Annotated in this window: 18 protein-coding genes and 1 pseudogene; all 19 read left to right on the top strand. The window is 31.9% G+C overall.

What is annotated here, in order from left to right; genetic code table 11:
• The first annotated feature begins 10 nt into the window (after positions 1-10).
• The 19 genes and pseudogenes from CKL_RS15330 to CKL_RS15240 all read left to right on the top strand — a co-directional run bounded on the left by CKL_RS15330 (position 11) and on the right by CKL_RS15240 (position 16,743).
• Positions 11-1,429 carry an aminotransferase-like domain-containing protein gene (locus CKL_RS15330; RefSeq protein WP_012103493.1) on the top strand — a complete coding sequence of 473 codons (1,419 nt, stop codon included), beginning with the start codon at positions 11-13 and terminating at the stop codon, positions 1,427-1,429.
• A gap of 118 nt (positions 1,430-1,547) precedes the next feature.
• Positions 1,548-2,189, top strand: a complete 642-nt coding sequence (locus tag CKL_RS15325) for a YigZ family protein (protein ID WP_041700852.1) — start codon at positions 1,548-1,550, stop codon at positions 2,187-2,189.
• 89 nt (positions 2,190-2,278) lie between these two features.
• Entirely contained in the window at positions 2,279-3,019 is a 741-nt protein-coding gene (locus CKL_RS15320) for a YebC/PmpR family DNA-binding transcriptional regulator (protein WP_012103491.1), read from the top strand.
• A 142-nt stretch (positions 3,020-3,161) separates the two neighbouring features.
• Positions 3,162-3,986, top strand: coding sequence for a ComEC/Rec2 family competence protein (locus tag CKL_RS15315; protein WP_012103490.1), 825 nt, complete (start codon positions 3,162-3,164; stop codon positions 3,984-3,986).
• A gap of 53 nt (positions 3,987-4,039) precedes the next feature.
• Positions 4,040-4,636 (top strand): hypothetical protein, encoded by a 597-nt coding sequence (locus CKL_RS15310; protein ID WP_012103489.1) that lies wholly within the window; start codon positions 4,040-4,042, stop codon positions 4,634-4,636.
• A gap of 172 nt (positions 4,637-4,808) precedes the next feature.
• Entirely contained in the window at positions 4,809-5,399 is a 591-nt protein-coding gene (gene ruvA, locus CKL_RS15305) for a Holliday junction branch migration protein RuvA (RefSeq protein ID WP_012103488.1), read from the top strand.
• A gap of 14 nt (positions 5,400-5,413) precedes the next feature.
• On the top strand, positions 5,414-6,466 hold the full coding sequence (gene ruvB, locus CKL_RS15300) for a Holliday junction branch migration DNA helicase RuvB (RefSeq protein ID WP_012103487.1): 1,053 nt from the start codon (positions 5,414-5,416) through the stop codon (positions 6,464-6,466).
• Positions 6,467-6,515: 49 nt separating this feature from the next.
• The gene (gene queA, locus CKL_RS15295; protein ID WP_012103486.1) at positions 6,516-7,541 is read left to right on the top strand and encodes a tRNA preQ1(34) S-adenosylmethionine ribosyltransferase-isomerase QueA; all 1,026 of its coding nucleotides are present in this window, start codon (positions 6,516-6,518) and stop codon (positions 7,539-7,541) included.
• 14 nt (positions 7,542-7,555) lie between these two features.
• A complete protein-coding gene (gene tgt, locus CKL_RS15290; protein ID WP_012103485.1) occupies positions 7,556-8,686 on the top strand; it encodes a tRNA guanosine(34) transglycosylase Tgt in 1,131 nt (376 codons plus the stop codon).
• A gap of 52 nt (positions 8,687-8,738) precedes the next feature.
• Complete coding sequence (gene yajC / locus CKL_RS15285) at positions 8,739-9,038, top strand: preprotein translocase subunit YajC (RefSeq protein WP_012103484.1); 300 nt, start codon at positions 8,739-8,741, stop codon at positions 9,036-9,038.
• Between the two features lie 55 nt (positions 9,039-9,093).
• Positions 9,094-9,480 (top strand): TIGR04086 family membrane protein, encoded by a 387-nt coding sequence (locus CKL_RS15280; protein WP_012620866.1) that lies wholly within the window; start codon positions 9,094-9,096, stop codon positions 9,478-9,480.
• A gap of 141 nt (positions 9,481-9,621) precedes the next feature.
• Complete coding sequence (scfA, locus tag CKL_RS15275) at positions 9,622-9,759, top strand: six-cysteine ranthipeptide SCIFF (protein ID WP_012103482.1); 138 nt, start codon at positions 9,622-9,624, stop codon at positions 9,757-9,759.
• A gap of 77 nt (positions 9,760-9,836) precedes the next feature.
• Positions 9,837-11,207, top strand: a complete 1,371-nt coding sequence (scfB, locus tag CKL_RS15270) for a thioether cross-link-forming SCIFF peptide maturase (protein ID WP_012103481.1) — start codon at positions 9,837-9,839, stop codon at positions 11,205-11,207.
• A gap of 149 nt (positions 11,208-11,356) precedes the next feature.
• Positions 11,357-12,631, top strand: a complete 1,275-nt coding sequence (gene secD, locus CKL_RS15265; protein ID WP_012103480.1) for a protein translocase subunit SecD — start codon at positions 11,357-11,359, stop codon at positions 12,629-12,631.
• A gap of 1 nt (position 12,632) precedes the next feature.
• A complete protein-coding gene (secF, locus tag CKL_RS15260; protein ID WP_012103479.1) occupies positions 12,633-13,517 on the top strand; it encodes a protein translocase subunit SecF in 885 nt (294 codons plus the stop codon).
• A gap of 166 nt (positions 13,518-13,683) precedes the next feature.
• On the top strand, positions 13,684-14,535 hold the full coding sequence (locus CKL_RS15255) for a DHH family phosphoesterase (RefSeq protein ID WP_012103478.1): 852 nt from the start codon (positions 13,684-13,686) through the stop codon (positions 14,533-14,535).
• Between the two features lie 53 nt (positions 14,536-14,588).
• Positions 14,589-14,882: pseudogene (locus tag CKL_RS15250) on the top strand (recombinase family protein); the annotation flags it as partial.
• Positions 14,875-16,038, top strand: coding sequence for an RNA-guided endonuclease InsQ/TnpB family protein (locus tag CKL_RS15245; protein ID WP_012103476.1), 1,164 nt, complete (start codon positions 14,875-14,877; stop codon positions 16,036-16,038). The pseudogene CKL_RS15250 and the gene CKL_RS15245, both read left to right, overlap by 8 nt.
• Positions 16,039-16,224: 186 nt before the next feature.
• Positions 16,225-16,743, top strand: coding sequence for an adenine phosphoribosyltransferase (locus CKL_RS15240; RefSeq protein WP_012103475.1), 519 nt, complete (start codon positions 16,225-16,227; stop codon positions 16,741-16,743).
• The last annotated feature ends 79 nt before the right edge of the window (positions 16,744-16,822 follow it).

Here is a 16,822-nt window from a genome sequence, read left to right as displayed (position 1 = left end):
GCTTTAGGAGGTGAATTTTATCTTAAATAAATATTTTATACATTTAAGTGAAGGAGAAATCCCCAAATATTTACTAATAGAAAAACATATAAAAAGATTAATTGATACCAATATGGTAGAAGATAGAGAAAGATTGCCTTCTATAAGAAAATTAGCTCAATTTTTGAATGTAAATAATATTACAGTGATAAATGCATATAAAAAGCTTCAGGCTGAGGGATATGCAATTCAAAAAATAGGAAGTGGAACTTACGCCAAAAAAAAAGACATACATAAGAACTTTAATAGGGAATATTCTAAAGCCCTAAAGAGGATATTTAATGAAGAAATAGTAGATTATGTAGATTTTACAGGAGAAACCCCCAGCGGGGAATTCTTTCAAATAGATTTTTTTAAAAATGTTTTAAACGAAGTATTAGATAGAGATGGAGCTAAAGCTTTAATCTGTCAGGAATCTTTAGGATATGAAGGCCTTAGAAGCAGTATAAGTAGTGTTTTCTGGAATAAAAAAGTGGATAAAGAAGACATACTTATAATTTCTGGGGCGCAGCAGGGTATAGATCTAGTTTCAAAAGCAATATTAAATATAAATGACAGTGTAATAGTGGAAAAGCCAACTTATAGTGGAGCCTTGTCTGTATTTAAATGGAGAAGAACAGAAATTTTTGAAGTGCCTATCGAAAAAGATGGTATTAATATGGACAAGTTTGAAAAAATACTTAGAAAAAATAACATAAGATGTTTTTATACTATGAGCTATTTTCAAAATCCTACAGGAGTAAGCTGCAGCAATTATAAAAAGATCCAAATATTGAAATTGGCACAAATATATGATTTTTATATAATAGAAGATGATTATCTTTCAGAATTAATTTATGATAACAGTATAAGGTATAATAGCTTTAAAAGTTTAGATAATAATGATAGGGTAGTATATATAAAAAGCTTTTCAAAAATATTTTTGCCCGGTATAAGAATTGGATATTTAATACCCCCTAAAAGATTTAAGGAAAGCATCCAAAATTCTAAGATTAATACGGACATATCTACCTCAAGTATTATGCAGAGAGCTTTAGATTTATATATTAGAAAAGGATTATGGAAAAATTATATAGAAACTTTAAATTGTGCTTATAAAAAAAGGTACATTCATATGGAAAAGTGCATATTGAAATATTTAAGGGATAAAGTGGAATTTTTGAAACCAGGTGGAGGATTGCATTTTTATTTAAAAATTAAAGAAAATATAAAATTAAATTCTGTAAATATTTTTAGACAGGGAAAAGATAGAGGAATTTTAATTACTCCTGGACTTCTATTTTACAAAAATGCTTTGGAAGGGAAGAATTATTTTAAAATAAGTTTTTCTCATACAAATGAAGAAGAAATAGAATATGGAGTAAAAATATTAAGTGAAATTATCAAGTGATTCAGAGGTTCAGTTGGAAGTCTCACTCCAGCTTTTAGATAAAATATATGGAATCTAATTGTAAATTGCATTGTGAACTGTGAATTGTGAACTGTGCATTGGGAAAGGTGGGTTATTTGTGAGTTATTTTACAGTGAAAGATGAGGCCAATTCTAGATTTGAAGAGAAAAAATCTATATTTATAGGTAATATAAAAAGAGCCTGTACAGAAAATGAAGCTAAAAAATTTATAGGTAAAATAAAATCAGAAAATTCTAAGGCAGCGCATAATGTATATGCCTATATAATTGGAGAAAAAATGAATATACAAAGGTATAGTGATGATGGAGAGCCACAGGGAACTGCGGGAATACCTATATTAGAAATAATAAAACAGCATAAGGTAACAGATGTGGTTATAGTTGTCACCAGATATTTTGGAGGCACATTGCTTGGCAAAGCAGGGTTAATTAAAGCCTACTCAAAAGCTGCAATCTCAGCAATTGACCAAGGTAAAATAGTGGAAAAAGTACAGGGTTCCCCTGTAGATATATTTATAGATTATTATAATTTGGGGAAATTACAATATATGTTTGAACAAAAATCAATTTATATAGAGAATATAGAATATGCCGATAAGGTCAAGGTATCTATAAACTGTGTTGTAGAAGATGTGGATAAATTGATAAATGAAATTATAGAGGTTACAAGTGGAAAGTGCGAAGTAATAGTTGGGGATGAAGAGCTTTATTTTAAAATGGACAATAGACTTGTTAAGTGAATTAAACAGCTAAATTTGTATATAATTAGGTTTATATGATATAATACCTTCGGATAATAAGTATACATGGCAGTTAGGGGGAAATTTACATGTCAGGACATTCAAAATGGCATAATATACAAGCAAAAAAAGGTAAAGCAGATGCAAAAAAAGGTAAAATATTTACTAAAATAGGTAAAGAATTGGCTATTGCGGCTAAGGATGGGGGATCAAATCCAGATACTAATTCTAAACTGAGAGATATTATAGCAAAAGCTAAGTCTAACAATATGCCCCAAGATACTATAAATAGAGCTATTAAAAAGGGTTCAGGAGAGATGGAAGGGGTAAACTATGAGGAAATAGTTTATGAAGGATATGGTTCAAATGGAGTAGCAGTAATAGTCAAGGCTTTAACAGACAACAAAAATAGAACAGCAGGTAATGTGAGAAGTATATTTTCAAAGCAAGGTGGCAATTTAGGAGCTAATGGATGTGTATCCTGGATGTTCCAGACCAAAGGCGAATTAGTAGTAGAAAGAAAAGATGACATGGATGAAGATGAAGTGATGATGCAGGCATTGGATGCAGGTGCAGAGGATTTTAACGCTGAAGAGGAAGTATTTGAAATAATTACAACTGTAGAAGATTTCGGCAGTGTACGAGAAAAACTGGAAGGTGAAGGTTTTGAGTTTATATCAGCGGAGATTACAATGATACCGGATAACACAGTAGCCGTTGATATGGATGCAGCGGGAAAAGTTCAAAAACTTATAGATAAGCTGGAAGATGATGATGATGTTCAAAATGTATATCACAATGCAGATTTTCCTGATGAGTTTGAAGGATAAAGTACATATATCCACTGTAAAAAGGACGTTTTTATAAGGCGTCTTTTTTTATTTTAAAGAATATAGAAATGAATTAATGGGGAAAATAAATATATTTTAAGTTGCCATTTTTTAAGAAAGGTGATGGAGGAAGTAAGCCGGTATGAAAAAAATAATAACAGTTATTACCATATTTATACTGATAATAGATATGAATACTATGGCTTCTGCAAGATATGAAAAATGTGAGGTGCATTTTTTAAACGTGGGTCAGGGTGACTGCACTTTAATAAAGGTAAAAGGTAAATGTTATTTAATAGATACAGGAGCCAAATATTATATTAAAAAAGTGATAAAATATTTAGATTTAAATAAGGTAAATAAAATAGAAGGTATAGTATTAACCCACTACCATCGTGATCATTATGACGGAATAATAAAAATAATACAATGTAAAAAAGTAGGTAGAGTATATCTGCCAGGACATGAAAACTCCATGAAATATATCATAAGGAATAGATTGATTAAAATGGGGATTCATGTAGAATATATAGGTGAAGGCTGGAGACTAAAATCACAGGGTATAAATCTTGAAGCTGTAGTTCCCTTGCATAAAGACAATAATATAGAAAATAATAATTCTATTGTATTACAGGGCAATGTAGGTCAGCTTACTTATTTATTTGCAGGAGATTGTGAAAAAGCTGAAGAAGAAAGTATGATAAATTCTGGAAAGCTCAAAAAATGTGATGTACTGAAAGTTCCTCATCATGGGATCCATACAAGTACCCTTGATGAATTTTTAAAAAGAATAAATCCAAAAGTGGCCGTTATAACAAGTAATAAAAGTACTCCTAATAAAGTGGTAGAAAATAGATTAATTAATAGGGGAATTACAGTTTGGAGAACAGACAAGCAGGGAAATATATTTATTAAAAATAAAATTTTATATTGTGATAGAAATTATACCAGTATAAAGTTAAAATAACATGTATAATTTTACAATAAATTGTCCATAATATTCAAAAAAGGAGGGATATTATGGATAGAAGAAAATTGCGTACAGTAATATTAGTTATTTTTACTATTTTAATTTTTAGTTTAAGTTGTTATATATGTGTAACAGGATTTCAAAATGCCAGCATGAAAAAGGAATTACTTCAAGTGAAAGAAAAAAATAAAGAAACTGTAAAGACAAATTCAAATGTAACTGCTGTTGTTTCGGATAAAGCAAAAATCATATTTAAAACTAAATATGACAAAAGTGGAGAGTACCAGGTAGAAAAAGAAGAATCAGCAGGAGAACTGTCTGGGAAAAGTAAAGATGAGGTTGAAGATACCTATAAAAGTGCAGGATACAAAATAGAAAAATTTAATACACAACAGGTGATATTGGTAAAAGAAGTGGATAAGTATGCTCCAAATAAATATGTACTGGGTATAAAAAATGGTTTTATTGCCATATATAAGACAGATAAAGCGGGAAATATGTTCATAGAAAATGAAAATACGGATATAACTGATATAAAAACAAAAAGATTAAAGGAAGAAGATATTAAACTTTTAACTAAAGGAGATAAGTATTTTCAGTGTAATACAAGAGAAGAAGCACAGTCACGCCTGGAAGACTATGAATAATAGCAGCTTCCAGGGCTTTTTCTGGTTTTCACTTAATGATATAATTATTATGTTATAAGATTTTGGACGAACCTTAATTTTAAAATATTTCATTGAACTAAATTATTTTCCATGATAAAGTAATATGTGTTACATTGAAATTAAACAGTTCAGATTTTGGAGGAGCTTGTAAATGTATGAATACATAAAAGGCATATACAAAGGGGTAAATAAAGATTACATAGTAGTTGAAAACAACGGTATAGGGTATAAGATAAATACCTCTGGAAGTACTATTGCCAAAACTCCCAAAATAGATGAAAATATAACCTTATATCTCCAGCAAATAGTAAGAGAAGATTTTATAGGGCTATATGGCTTTTTAACAAAAGAAGAAATTAATATGTTCAATCTTCTTCTTACTATAAATGGTATAGGAGCAAAGGCAGCACTTTCTCTCTTATCTATAAGCAGTGTTAATAATTTAAAATATGCTATAATATCTGGAGATGAAAAAAATTTAATAAGAGCTCCGGGAGTAGGAAAAAAGACCGCACAGAGAATTATATTGGAGCTTAAAGATAAAATAAAACCAGAAGAAATTATAAACCAAGAAAAAGATCATAGACAAGTTTCTCAAGAAGAAGAGACAATGGAAGTTCTAGAAGCCCTTATAGCACTTGGATATTCTGAAAAGGAAGCAGGTAGAGCTGTGGCTTCTATAGATAACAATGATTCTATTGAATCAATGATAAAAAATGCTTTGAAATTTTTAATGAATTAGGTTAGGTGATGGGTATGGAAGACAGAATAGTTACTCCACTTAATATTAGGGGCGATGCAGAAAGTGAGTACAGCTTAAGGCCCAAAAGTCTTAAGGAATATATAGGACAGAGAAAAGTAAAAGAAAAATTAAAAATATTTATAGAGGCCGCTAAAAATAGAAAAGAAGCTTTGGATCATGTGCTGTTTTATGGCCCTCCGGGGCTTGGTAAGACCACACTGGCCAATATAATTGCTCTTGAGATGGGCGGAAATCTAAAAATTACCTCAGGACCTGCCATAGAAAGAGCAGGAGACTTGGCTGCAATACTTACGGGGCTTGATGACAGGGATGTGCTTTTTATAGACGAAATACACAGATTGAATAGAAGTGTAGAGGAAATACTATATCCAGCTATGGAAGACTATGCACTTGATATAGTTATAGGAAAGGGAGCGTCCACCAAATCCATAAGATTGGATTTACCTAGATTTACCCTTATAGGTGCTACTACCAGGGTAGGACTTTTGACTGCCCCCTTAAGAGATAGATTCGGTGTTTTATGTCCTATGGATTTTTATGATCAGGAGGAATTAAGTGAAATTGTAGTTAGATCCTGTAATATACTTAAAATAAGAATAGAGCCTGAAGCTTCAGTAGAAATAGGAAAAAGATCCAGGGGAACTCCAAGAATAGCCAATAGACTTTTAAAAAGGGTAAGAGATTACTCTGAAGTTAAGGGGAATGGGACAATAGACTTAAAAACCAGTAAGGCAGCACTGGAATTATTGGAAGTGGATAAGGAAGGGTTTGACAGCATAGATAATAAAATACTAAGAGCTATTATAGACAACTTTAATGGAGGACCTGTTGGCATAGAAACTCTCGCTTATTTTATAGGAGAGGAACTTGATACTATAGAAGATGTATATGAACCTTATCTGCTCCAGAAGGGATTTATAATTAGAACTCCCAGGGGAAGAATTGCCTCTGATAGTGCTTATAAGCACTTTAATAAAACCAGGAAGAGCAGTAATGCGTATCACAAAAATTTGAAACAATCATCTTTATTTGATGGTGAAGTATAACTTGATATGTGAAAATATGTTACATAGGATGAAATGGAGTGAAACTTAATTGGAGGTTACAGATTTCGATTTTTACTTGCCGGAGGAGTTAATTGCACAGAAGCCACTGGAACAAAGGGATGAAGGAAGGCTTATGGTGCTGGATAAAAAAACTGGTAAAGTTTGTCATAAGATATTTAAGGATATAGTATATTACCTAAATCCAGGGGATTGTGTTGTATTAAATGACACCAGAGTTTTACCTGCAAGACTTATAGGTGTGAGAGAAGATACCATGGGTAAAATAGAGTTTTTGCTGCTAAAAAGAAGGGATAACTTCACCTGGGAAACTTTAGTTAAGCCTGGCAGAAGGGCTAAGGTAGGAAATAGATTTAATTTTGGCAGTGGACAGTTAAAGGCTGAAGTAGTTAGTATAAATGAAGATGGAAATAGAATAGTTAGGTTTGAATACAATGGAGTATTTGAAGAAATACTAGATAAACTAGGTCAAATACCTCTTCCGCCATACATAAAGGAAAAGCTGGAGAATAAAGAGCTATATCAAACTGTATATTCTAAGGAAGAAGGATCTGCAGCGGCACCTACAGCTGGACTTCATTTTACTGAAGAGCTATTGAGAGAGCTCCGTGAAAAGGGCGTTAATCTGGCATTTTTAACGCTGCATGTAGGCCTTGGAACCTTTAGACCTGTTAAAGTGGAAAATATAGAAGATCATGCCATGCATTCTGAGTTTTATTCTATGTCAAAGGAGACTGCTGATATGATAAATGCAGCGAAAGAAAGTGGTCACAGCGTAATTTCTGTGGGAACTACCTCCTGCAGGACACTTGAAACCATAGGAGATGAAAATGGCAGGGTAAAAGAACAGTCAGGATGGACGGATATATTTATATATCCGGGATATAAATATAAAGTAGTAGATAAACTTATAACGAACTTTCATCTTCCAAAATCTACCCTTATAATGCTTGTAAGTGCATTTTACGGAAGGGAAAATACTCTGCATGCTTATAATGTGGCAGTAAAAGAAAAATATCGCTTTTTTAGTTTTGGGGATGCCATGTTCATCAAGTGAAGTGAGGTGTTTAAATGTATAAATTGCTTAAAAAAGATGGAAGTTCCAGAAGAGGTGAATTTAGTACACCCCATGGGGTAGTTCAGACTCCGGTTTTTATGAATGTAGGTACCCTGGCAGCTATAAAAGGTGCAGTTTCAACTGAAGATTTAAAAGAAATTGGATGTCAGATAGAACTTTCAAATACTTATCATTTGAGTCTGAGGCCTGGAGATGAGGTTATCAGAAAGCTTGGTGGACTACATAAATTTATGAATTGGGATAGGCCCATTTTAACTGATTCTGGAGGTTTTCAAGTATTTTCTCTCTCGGGCATGAGAAAAATAAAAGAGGAAGGGGTGTATTTTAATTCTCATATAGATGGCAGAAAAATATTTATGGGACCGGAAGAGAGCATGAGAATTCAAAGCAACCTGGCATCTACGGTAGCCATGGCTTTTGATGAGTGTGTTGAGAATCCCGCCCCTAAAGAGTATGTAGAGGATTCAGTAAAAAGAACTACCCGTTGGCTTAAACGGTGTAAAATTGAAATTGACAGATTAAATTCCATGCCCCATACCATAAATAATAAACAGATGCTCTTTGGTATAAATCAGGGAGGGGTACACGATGATATACGGATGGAACACGCAAAAATAATAAGTGACATGGATTTGGATGGATATGCCATAGGAGGCCTTGCTGTAGGGGAAACTCATGAGGAAATGTATAGGGTTTTAGAAAAGGTAGTCCCAAATCTTCCTGAAAATAAACCAATATATTTAATGGGAGTAGGTACTCCGGCTAATATACTGGAGGCGGTGGAAAGAGGAGTGGATTTTTTTGACTGTGTAATGCCTTCAAGGAATGGAAGACATTCTCATGTATTTACATCCTATGGTGTAATACATCTTTTAAATGCAAAATATGAACTGGATGATAATCCTATTGACAGTGAGTGCAGTTGTCCTACCTGTAAAAATTATACCAGGGCGTACATAAGACACTTGTTTAAAGCAAAAGAGATGCTTGCCATGAGACTTTGTGTAATACACAATTTGTATTTTTATAATAATTTAATGAAGGAAATAAGGGAATCTATTGATAAGGGGAATTTTTTACAGTATAAAAAGGAAAAGCTTGAAAAGTGGAATGAAACAGTTTAAAAGGATTTTTTTAATATAGATAGAATTTATCTTATAGAAGGAGGTGAAAATATTGGATTCATTATATAGATTAGCACCGCTTATAATTGTGCTAGCATTTTTTTATCTACTTATATTCTTGCCGGAAAGCAGGAGAAGGAAAAAGTATAATGCAATGCTGCAAGGGCTTAAGGTTAATGATGAAGTTATGACTAAAGGCGGCATAATAGGTAAAATTGCACATATTCAGGAAAATGTTTTAACTATCCAAACAGGACCTGACAGAGTAAAAATAAAATTGGATAAAACAGGAGTGTTGAATGTTTTATCAGAAACAAAGAAACAGGAAAGTACTGACATTGATAAAAAATAAAAAGAAGTTTTAAATTCAGGTATAAAGCACCGTTTATCTACATAGATACTATTAGATGGGGGGTGTTTTAATTTTGGAAAAGAATAATAATTACCTTCCAGCAGTGGAGGGGGTTCTAAGAGGGTTTATAATTACAGTTATTTTGCTCTTGATTTTTGCGGTTGTAATGACTTTTGTAGAAGTTAGTTCAAGGGCAAGTTATATATTTTACTTAATTACTACAATACTTAGCATAATGTATGCTTCTATTTATGCAGTGAGGAAAATAGGAAAAAAGGGATGGCTTATAGGGATTTTAGTAACTCTTTTATATTTATCCATATTGTATATAGTTTCCATCATTTCAGGAAATTCTATGGTTATGGGTGCGGATGGATTTGCAAGGGTTCTGCTTGCCATAATAGTTGGCGCATTATCTGGTATCATTGGAATTAATTTGTAGATATCTATATGAGGTAATTCATAGGTTCAGGGGAGCTTTGCTTATAGGAATATTTTTCTCTACCTAAATTGTTAAACTTTATTTTATATACGCTTTATGTTATAATCAATCAGATAACTTAATCATATGGAGGAGTTCAATATGAAGCATATAAAAACTATAAATAGTAGTAATATAAAAGATAGTTTAAAAAAACCGGGATGTAAGGAATGTGCTAACTCATGCCAATCAGCATGTAAAACTTCCTGTACAGTTGCTAACCTTGCTTGTGAAAACTAACATAAAATTTTAGGCAGTAACAAAATAGTTGCTGCCTAAAATTTATTATGACAACTACTTGATAGGAGGAGAAAAATTTGGCAGATATTCATAAATTTATTCAGGGATCATATTTCTATGTAATAGATGTGAATTCTGGTGCAATTCATGAAATTGATGAATTGGTATATGATATTTTAGATGACGAAAAATTACCGGAACTGAATTATGTAGTGGAATCACTTAAAAATAAATATGAAAAAGAAGAGATTGTAGAAGCTTATGGAGAAATATGCCAGTTGGTTAGAGATGGAATACTTTATTCACAAGACCTATACGAAGATATTGTATTAAAAGACAATACTCCTTCATTTATAAAGGCCTTGTGTCTAAATGTTGCCCACGATTGCAATCTAAAGTGTAAGTACTGTTTTGCAGATGAAGGTGAATATAAAGGTGCAAGAGCATTGATGTCTGCACATATTGGAAAAAAAGCCGTTGATTTTGTCATAGAAAAATCAGGCCCCAGAAAAAATATAGAGATAGATTTATTCGGAGGAGAGCCTTTAATGGCCTTCCAGTGTATAAAAGAAATTGTGGAATATGCAAGGGAACAAGAGGTTAAAAACAACAAGAAAATAAGATTTACCATGACAACTAATGCCGTAATGCTAAATGATGAAATAATGGAATATATTGATAAAAATATGGGAAATATAGTACTTAGTATAGATGGCAGGAAGGAAATAAATGATAAAATAAGGGTAAGAAAAGATGGAGGAGGAACCTTTAATACCATATTACCTAAAATTAAACATATGATAGAAATTAGGGACAAGTCTAAGCAATACTATGTGAGAGGAACCTTCACCAGAAAAAATACAGATTTCTTTGAAGATATAAAATTTCTTCAAAATGAAGGTTTTGAAGAAATATCTGTAGAACCCGTGGTGCTTCCCTCTGATAATCCTCTATCTCTTCGAGAAGAAGATTTACCTGAAATTTACTCTCAATATGATAAATTATATGAGGAAATGTTGAAATGGAAGCCTGGCGATAAAAAATTCAAATTTTATCATTTCAACATAGATATTACAGGAGGACCTTGTATATATAAAAGAATATCAGGGTGTGGAGCAGGTCATGAGTATGTGGCAATAACTCCTCAAGGAGATATATATCCCTGTCATCAATTTGTAGGAAATGAAGACTTCAAAATGGGCAATTTAAATAATTGGAAGGATTTAAGAGAAGATATCTCCTGTGAATTTAAAAATTCTCACATATATAATAAGCCACAGTGCAGAAAATGTTGGGCCAGATTTTATTGCAGTGGGGGGTGTCAGGCAAATAATTATAATTTTAATGGAGATATGAAAGTACCTTATGAACTTGGGTGTAAAATGCAGAAAAAGAGGATTGAATGTGCCATTGCCCTTAAAGTTAGAAGTATGACAAACAATACTTAATATTATACATTTTTTACAGAAAGTTAATACTATCTGGCATTTTAATCGGGCTTATATGTATTGACGGTATTTTTTTTAAGTAATATAATTGCTAATGTGAATATATGAGAGTAAAGAATATTTGGTCTAGTGGCAAAGGAGGATAAATAATGAAATCTAAGGTGAAAAGCACTATAGTTTTCTTCCTGTGTTTGATTATAATAGGTTTTTTAGCCTATTCAGGAGCATATGGGGTGACTTTAGGTGGATATGAATTGAAACCCTTTAGTAAAGTCATAACTAGGGGTCTTGACCTTCAAGGGGGAGTTTCTGTACTTGAGGAAATTCAAGGGAAAAATGTAGACGAAAGTACCATAGAAAGAACAATAGAACTTTTGTCCTTAAGAGTTAATAAATTAGGGGTAAGTGAAACAGTAGTTGCTAGAGAAGGTAAAAACAGAATAAGAATTGACATACCCGGTAAATTTGATGCCAAAGAGGTAACAGATGGTGTAGCTAAAACCGGAGAACTGAAATTTGTAGGACCTGATAATAAAACCATACTTACAGGTAAGGATGTAAAAGATGCCACTGCATCTCTTGACTCTCAAAATAGCAGTCAGGCTGTAATAAATTTAGAATTCAATAAAGACGGCACCAAGAAATTTTCAGATGCCACTGCAAAATTTATAGGTAAAAAGATTACTATTTACTTAGATGAGGAAGTTCTTACCGATCCTCAGGTAGATGCACATATAACCGATGGCAAGGCTATTATAAGCGGAAATATGACTCTTAAAGAGGCACAAAGAAAGGCAAATTTAATAAAATCCGGTGCTCTGCCAGTTACAGTAAAACCCGTTCAGGTTAAAACCGTAGGAGCTTCTCTTGGAGCTAATGCACTGCCTCTTAGTATATTGGCAGGTGAAATTGGTATAGGACTTGTAATGTTATTTATGCTGCTTTACTATAGATTACCTGGACTTATTGCAGACATAGCACTGGCGTTATATGTATACATAGTTCTGGCTGCTTTTGCCAACATAGGTGTCACCCTTACCCTGGCAGGTATTGCTGGGTTTCTTTTAACAGTTGGTATGGCAGTAGATGCAAATATACTCATATTTGAAAGAACCAAAGAAGAACTCAAAAGCGGCAGAACCATTAAGGCATCCATAGATGCAGGCTTTAGAAGGGCCATGACTTCCATACTGGACTCAAATATAACTACAATTATTTCAGGCTTTATACTTTATAGTATTGGAACAGGTTCTGTAAAGGGATTTGCCCTTACGCTTATTATAGGTACAATTTTAAGTATGTTTACAGCAATAACTGTTACTAGAACACTCATGAAGCTTGCTGCCAATATGGGATGGTTTAATCATAAACAGACTATTGGAACCTTCGGTGTACATGACTTCAGAAAGGGGGTAGTAAAATAATATGGATACTATATATAAAATTATCGAGAAAAGAAAAATATGGTTTACTATATCCCTTATAGTAATTGTAATTGGAATTTTTACTATGGCTACAAAAGGATTGGAGTATGGACTTGATTTTAAGGGCGGTACCATAGTTGAGATAAATTTAGGCAGCAATTTTAATAAAGAAGATGTAGATAGTATAATAAAAAAATATTCAAAGGATTTTCAATCAACTAAATCAGATAATAAATCCATAACCATAAAGTCTACTTCTTTAAGTAGTGATAATGTAAATAATATTGTAAAAGATGTAAAGGCCAAGTACAAAAAAAGCAGTCTTACAAATCAGGAAAATATAGGTGCGGTTATAGGAAAAGAGACTAGAGTTAAGGCTATACAAGCTGTCATAGTAGCCATTATAGCTATGTTTATATACATAGGTATAAGGTTTGAACTGAGCTATGGTATAGCTGCCATGATATCTTTGGTTCACAATATACTTGTAATGCTTTCAGTCTATGCAATATTTAGAATTTCTATAGACACTAATTTTATAGCTGCTACACTCACAGTTATGGGATATTCCGTTCACGATACCATAGTTGTGTTTGATAGAATAAGAGAAAATCACAAGTACATGAGAGGGCAGGAGCCTGAGATGGTTGCAGACGCCAGTGTAACTCAGACTCTGGCAAGATCAATAAACACTGTACTTACAGTTGTAATAACCTTGGCATCGGTATATGTTTTGGTACCTTCCATAAGGATTTTTTCAGAGCCTATACTCATAGGAGTAATAACAGGATGTTATTCATCCATATGTATAGCTAGTCCATGTTGGGTTATAATTAAAAAGCGTATGATAAACAGAAAAAAAAGATTGCGCAGTGCAGTGCAGTAAACTTATTATCTAAAAAAATAATACTTAATAAGATAAAATAAAAAATTTAGAGTATATTAAAACTCTAGATTTTTTTATTGTGAAAAATGTGGACATACTGTATTTGTAATAGAAGATAATATCATTTATAATATAAGTGCTTTCGATTAATTTGGAGGATTTTGTTATGGAGTGGCAAAAGCATAATATACAGGATTTTGACTTTTTAGGCATGGAAAACCCTTTTCTTTTGAAAGATATGGAGGAAGCCATGAAAAAAATAATAAAAGCTGTAAACAAAAGAGAAAAAATTGTAATTTATGGTACCTGCGATTTAGACGGTATAGCTTCGGTAGCTATATTGTTACTTGTGTTAAAGTATTTAAATGCAGATGTAGAGTATTTTATTTCCGACAAAATTAATGATTCTAGTATAAAATCTGATATAATAGAAAATCATATAAAGTTTTTAGGGGCAAAGCTTATAATAACCGCGGGCTGTGGAATTAAATCTCTGCCTGAGATAGAACTTTGCAAAAGACTGGGCATTGATGTTATAATAACAGACTACCATAAATGTGGAAAATTTCTACCAGAGACAATTATTATAAATCCGAATCAGCCAGGCTGCAGATATCCATTTAAGGATCTTATAGCAGTGGGGGTTGTATTTAAATTGTGTCAAGCTGTATCCATTTATTATAATATGAAATATGTAAGTAAATATTTAGACCTTGTAACCCTGGGCATTTTTTCTAAAAAGAGTTATATAACCGGGGAAAATGAAATCATGGTAAGGGAAGGCATGCGATACTTGAACTACACCAATAATTATGGGGTGAAAGCTTTATTGAAAGTAAATAAGATTCATACTATAAATCAGGAAAATATATGTGAACTTTCAAATAAAATAATATCTTCAATTAGCTGCAAAAGATATATAGACAATGCCAGAATTGCAGTAGAACTTTTTACAACTGAAAGTATAGATAGGGCAGAGCAGATAGCCAAATATTTAAAAAATGAAATGATATACTAAATTGAATTTATTAAATCAATTATAACTTGAAAGTTTATAAATATTTAATATATAATTATATGGTAAAAGGATTAAATGAATTAATTGAACTTATTCTTCAAAATCAAGTTAGTAAAATTGTAATATTGTATAAAGATAGACTTGTTAGGTTTGGTTATGAACTTATAAAGAATATATGTGATTATAAAAATGTTGAAATTGAAATTATAGATAATACTGAAAAGACTGAGGAAGAAGAAGTTGTGGAATATTTAGTTCAAATAATAACTGTATTTAGTTGCAGACTTCAAGGTAAGAGAGCCAACAAGACAAAAAAGATGATTAAGGAACTTACTGAAGATGATTAGAGGAATTAAAGTTAGATTATACCCTACTAAAGAGCAAGAAATATTAATGTGGAAAAGTGCAGGAGTTGCAAGATTTACTTACAATTGGGGATTAGCTTACTTAAATAGCTATTATAAAGAAAATAAGAAATCTTTATTAATAGGAGAATTAAGAAAAATATTTACCGAACTTAGAAATAGTGAAGAATATCCTTGGATTAGAGAAGTGTCTTCGGAAATACCACAACAAGCACTTAAAGACTTAGGAGATGCTTTTGAGGAGTTTTTTGAAGGTGAACATGGTTATCCTAAATTTAAAAAGAAAAATAAGTGTGAAACTTCATTTTTTCATCTAAATAATAAATTTGTAGTTAAAGATAAATTTATTAAATTAGAAAAAATAGGATTTATTAAGATGAAAGATGAAGGCAGACTTCCCATAGGAAATTATAAAAAAGATAAAATAAAGGTAACTAATCCAAGAATAAAACATAACGGACGCCACTGGTATTTATCCTTAGGTTTTGAGGTAGAAAATACCCATAAGCTTTGTCTCACTGGTGAGAGTATTGGCGTGGATCTAGGAATAAAGGAACTAGCTGTTGTAAGTAATATTGATAAACCTTTTAAAAACATTAATAAATCTAAAAAAGTTAAGAAATTAAATAAAAGATTACTAAAACTTCAAAGGCAAATTTCAAGGAAATATGATAAGTTGAAATCTGAAAAAGCCTTCAAAAAAAGTGAAAAACCGAATAAAACAAATAACATCATAAAACTTGAAAAGAAAATTAAGTTACTACACAAGAAAATATCCAATATACGTTTAAATCATATTCATCAAACTACTAATGCTATAGTGAAAACCAAGCCAAGCAGAGTAGTTGTTGAGGACTTGAACGTGACTGGTTTATTAAAAAATAAACATTTATCTAAAGCTATACAAGAACAATCATCCAATAAGTTTATAAATACTTTAGAAAAATGTGAATGGAATGGTATTGAATTTGTAAAAGCTGATAGATTTTATCCTTCAAGCAAAAAATGTTCATGTTGTGGAGCTATCAAAAAAGATTTAAAGCTATCTGATAGAATTTATAAATGTGCGTGTGGGATTGTAATTGATAGGGATAAAAATGCAAGTATTAATTTAGCAAATTATAAATTAGTAGGATAATCACATGAAAGATACTACTAATATGTAGGTATTGACGAGACCGAATTTAAGCCTTTGGAGCATCATATCAAACCAAAGTAGCTTAGGCAAAATGGGGTGTATTGAAAAAGGAAATAAGTTTTATAAATTTATAAAGTTTGTACGTCAGTCAATGGGCTTATATAAGTTTTTGAGGGGGAATTGTAATTGAACTTACAGGATAACATAAGAATAGTAGAAGGATTCCCGAAGAAAGGAATAAGTTTTAAAGATATAACCACTTTGATCCGGGATAAAGATGCTTTTAAATATGCAGTAGATAAAATAGCTGGGTATTTAAAGGATAAGAATATTGACGTGGTAGTGGGACCGGAGGCCAGGGGTTTTTTATTTGGAGCTCCCATAGCCTATACCCTGGGAGCAGGTTTTGTTCCAGTTAGAAAACAGGGGAAATTGCCCTACGATACTTTAAGCATTAAATATGACCTGGAATATGGAAGCGATGTACTTCAAATTCATAAGGATGCAATAAATAAAGGTGACAGAGTAGCTTTAGTAGATGATTTGCTTGCAACAGGAGGAACTACATCTTCTGTGGTTAAGTTAATAGAACAAGCCGGTGGAGAAATTGTAACTATAGATTTTGTAATAGAATTGACAGATTTAAAGGGAAGAGAGAAATTAAAAGGTTATGATGTACTTTCTTTAATAAAATATGACATTTAAAGTGTATAAATTTGAAATTATAATTTTCTATAGGATATAATATTAACAAAAAATAATGGCTGGTTTATAAACCAGCCAT

Origin of the sequence: Clostridium kluyveri DSM 555, from assembly GCF_000016505.1 — a bacterium.
Classification (GTDB): domain Bacteria; phylum Bacillota; class Clostridia; order Clostridiales; family Clostridiaceae; genus Clostridium_B; species Clostridium_B kluyveri.
Note: the sequence above shows the minus strand (reverse complement) of the source record. Positions and strands in the feature narration are given on the sequence as shown.

Coding starts and splice junctions, on each gene's coding strand:
- CKL_RS15320 (WP_012103491.1), top strand. CDS start 2,279: ATGTCAGGACATTCAAAATGGCATAATATACAAGCAAAAAAAGGTAAA.
- CKL_RS15315 (WP_012103490.1), top strand. CDS start 3,162: ATGAAAAAAATAATAACAGTTATTACCATATTTATACTGATAATAGAT.
- CKL_RS15310 (WP_012103489.1), top strand. CDS start 4,040: ATGGATAGAAGAAAATTGCGTACAGTAATATTAGTTATTTTTACTATT.
- ruvA (WP_012103488.1), top strand. CDS start 4,809: ATGTATGAATACATAAAAGGCATATACAAAGGGGTAAATAAAGATTAC.
- ruvB (WP_012103487.1), top strand. CDS start 5,414: ATGGAAGACAGAATAGTTACTCCACTTAATATTAGGGGCGATGCAGAA.
- tgt (WP_012103485.1), top strand. CDS start 7,556: ATGTATAAATTGCTTAAAAAAGATGGAAGTTCCAGAAGAGGTGAATTT.
- CKL_RS15280 (WP_012620866.1), top strand. CDS start 9,094: ATGGGGGGTGTTTTAATTTTGGAAAAGAATAATAATTACCTTCCAGCA.
- scfA (WP_012103482.1), top strand. CDS start 9,622: ATGAAGCATATAAAAACTATAAATAGTAGTAATATAAAAGATAGTTTA.
- secD (WP_012103480.1), top strand. CDS start 11,357: ATGAAATCTAAGGTGAAAAGCACTATAGTTTTCTTCCTGTGTTTGATT.
- secF (WP_012103479.1), top strand. CDS start 12,633: ATGGATACTATATATAAAATTATCGAGAAAAGAAAAATATGGTTTACT.
- CKL_RS15255 (WP_012103478.1), top strand. CDS start 13,684: ATGGAGTGGCAAAAGCATAATATACAGGATTTTGACTTTTTAGGCATG.
- CKL_RS15245 (WP_012103476.1), top strand. CDS start 14,875: ATGATTAGAGGAATTAAAGTTAGATTATACCCTACTAAAGAGCAAGAA.